The sequence below is a fragment of the Pyxidicoccus fallax genome, from assembly GCF_012933655.1.
In the GTDB taxonomy this organism is placed as follows: Bacteria; Myxococcota; Myxococcia; order Myxococcales; family Myxococcaceae; genus Myxococcus; species Myxococcus fallax.
Map to the genome: position 1 here is coordinate 1 of NZ_JABBJJ010000662.1, position 2,232 is coordinate 2,232.

The following is a 2,232-nucleotide window of genomic DNA, read 5'->3' on the forward strand; positions in this document are numbered from 1 at the left end:
GGAGGGGCGGGAGCCCCGGTGCCCGCGGGCGAGGACCCGCGAGATTTGCTGGGCTTCGCGGGCGTCGCGCTCCGGGCGAGGGACTATGCGCGGGCCCAGGCCTTCGCCCGCGCCGCCGCGGCCGGGGACAGCGGCACCGTGGGCGTGGAGGCCCTCGCGCTGGCCTCCCGCCTGTCGCGCAAGGCCGGAGACCCCATCACCGCCGCGGGACACCTGCACCAGGCGCTCCAGTCCGCGCGCGGCTTCCAGGCGGCGACGCTGCACCTGGAGCTGACGAAGCTCTACGAGCATGCCCTGAAGGACCTCCCGAGGGCGCTGCACCACGCTCGCCTGTCAGCCGCGGCCGAGCTGCCCGAGGACCATCGGCGCCGCGTCGCCCGCCTGGAGGGACGGCTCGCCCGGAGCGCCGGGGCATACTCGCTGGACCTCGCCGGCCCACCGCAGCGGGGCCCCGCCGCGAGCTGAGTGGGGCCTCCCTCAGGCATTCCCTTCCCGGACGGAATCGGACAGATGCGCCGGGCGGGACGCTCGCCCCATTGTCAGACAGGCACATGATTGAGGCATGTGCCATCGCCGTGCGCTATGAGGGCCCCATGAAAATTACCAAGGACAGCGTCGTCTCCATCGATTTCCGGCTCCACCTCGGTGACGGGAAGGCGGTGGACGAGAGCGAGCCCGGTGAGCCGCTCGTCTACCTGCAGGGGTACGAGGAAATCGTTCCCGGCCTGGAGAAGGCGCTGGAGGGGAAGTCCAAGGGCGACACCCTCCAGGTGACCGTTACCCCGGACGAGGGCTACGGCGACTACGACCCGGACGGTCTCGAGGAAGTTCCCCGCTCCGAGTTCCCCGAGGGCCTGGAGCTGCAGCCCGGCGGCATCCTCAGCGCCACCGACCCGGACGGTGACGAGGTGGACTTCTTCATCAAGGAAGTGAAGGGCGACACCGTGATGGTGGACTTCAACCACCCGCTGGCCGGCAAGACGCTGCACTTCGACGTCACCGTGCGCGACGTGCGCGCCGCGACGCCGGAGGAGCTGGAGCACGGCCACGCGCACGGCCCCGGCGAGGACCACGACCACTGACCTCCCAGGCGCAACGCGCCGGAAAGGACGACGCCCGTGGCACCCACGCGAAGAGCGGGGTCCACGGGCGTCTTGTTTCAGCGGGACGCTGCTGACGTCAGTCCACGCTCACCAGGTCCGAGGTGAAGGAGAAGCCCGCCGCGAGGTAGGGGAGCGCGCCGTCGCGGTTGGGGTGCTTCAGGTACCACGCCGCGTTGACGAACAGCGTGGGCCGGTTGAACGACGAGCGCTCACGCGTGTTGAACGCATAGGACACCATGGGCCCGATGCGCATGTGGCTGTTGTCGCCGTTGATGGCGCTGCCCTCGCCCTGGTAGCGCGGCCACACGCCGCTGAAGCGGGCGCCGAAGACGATCTGCGGCGAGTACAGCATCAGCACGTCGGAGTCGTTGGTGAACACCCAGCCCTTGCCGGGGATGAGCGTGTCCAGCAGCGCGTCGTAGAAGGCGCCCTGGGTGCCGTCGCGCAGGTCGATGTTCCAGTACTCGATGGACGCCTTGCTGCGCACCACGACGGAGCCGACCTTCGCCTGGAGCGTGGGCTCCACCATGTAGTGGTGGCCGCCGGTGCTGTACGCGTTGTCCTCCGTCAGGCTGCGCGCGTCATCCGAGAAGTCCGTGAGCGGCCCCGGATACGACTGGAGAAAGCCGAACGCGCCGAAGTAGCGGCAGTACTCGTACGTGGCCTTCAGGTTGAGGATGGTGAGGGGCTGGAACTCCACCGCGGGGCCCATCTTCATGCCGGCCGGGTTGAGCTTCAGCACCGCCGCGCCGTTGATGAACGTGTCGGCGAAGAGCGGCGACGTGCTGTCCGACAGGCGCTTCTGCACGATGAGCCGGTTCTGCGACTCGATGCCGATGGGATTGTACCGGAGGAAATCCATGTTCTGGAAATAGACGCGCAGGTCCGGCGGACGCGGCGGCGTGAACGCCGGCGCGGACATGGGGCCGACGGGGCCGTCGGCGTCGGCGGGGACGGCGGCGGCCTGCTGCGCCTCGGGAGCGGAGGTGGCCTGCTGCGCCTCGGGAGCGGAGGTGGCTTCCTCCGCCGCCGCGGGGGCGGCGATGCCGAGACACAGCGACAGCGAGAACAGGGACAGCGGCAGACGCATCGGCTTCATGGCGATACCTTTTCGGAGTGGGGGTGGGGG

At 69.8% G+C, this 2,232-nt stretch carries 2 protein-coding genes and 1 pseudogene; 2 read left to right on the forward strand and 1 reads right to left on the reverse strand.

The window, feature by feature from the left end:
- Together HG543_RS53245 and HG543_RS53250 are read left to right on the forward strand one after the other, a co-directional pair.
- Positions 1-465, forward strand: a pseudogene (locus HG543_RS53245) (ribonuclease H-like domain-containing protein); the annotation flags it as partial.
- Positions 466-593: 128 nt separating this feature from the next.
- Positions 594-1,082, forward strand: a complete 489-nt coding sequence (locus tag HG543_RS53250; RefSeq protein ID WP_169352618.1) for an FKBP-type peptidyl-prolyl cis-trans isomerase — start codon at positions 594-596, stop codon at positions 1,080-1,082.
- A gap of 97 nt (positions 1,083-1,179) precedes the next feature.
- Here HG543_RS53250 and HG543_RS53255 read toward each other — a convergent pair whose 3' ends face one another.
- Positions 1,180-2,202: a hypothetical protein gene (locus tag HG543_RS53255; RefSeq protein ID WP_246357951.1), complete on the reverse strand. Its 1,023-nt coding sequence runs from the start codon at positions 2,200-2,202 to the stop codon at positions 1,180-1,182.
- Between the last annotated feature and the right edge of the window lie 30 nt (positions 2,203-2,232).

Coding starts and splice junctions, on each gene's coding strand:
- HG543_RS53250 (WP_169352618.1), top strand. CDS start 594: ATGAAAATTACCAAGGACAGCGTCGTCTCCATCGATTTCCGGCTCCAC.
- HG543_RS53255 (WP_246357951.1), bottom strand. CDS start 2,202: ATGAAGCCGATGCGTCTGCCGCTGTCCCTGTTCTCGCTGTCGCTGTGT.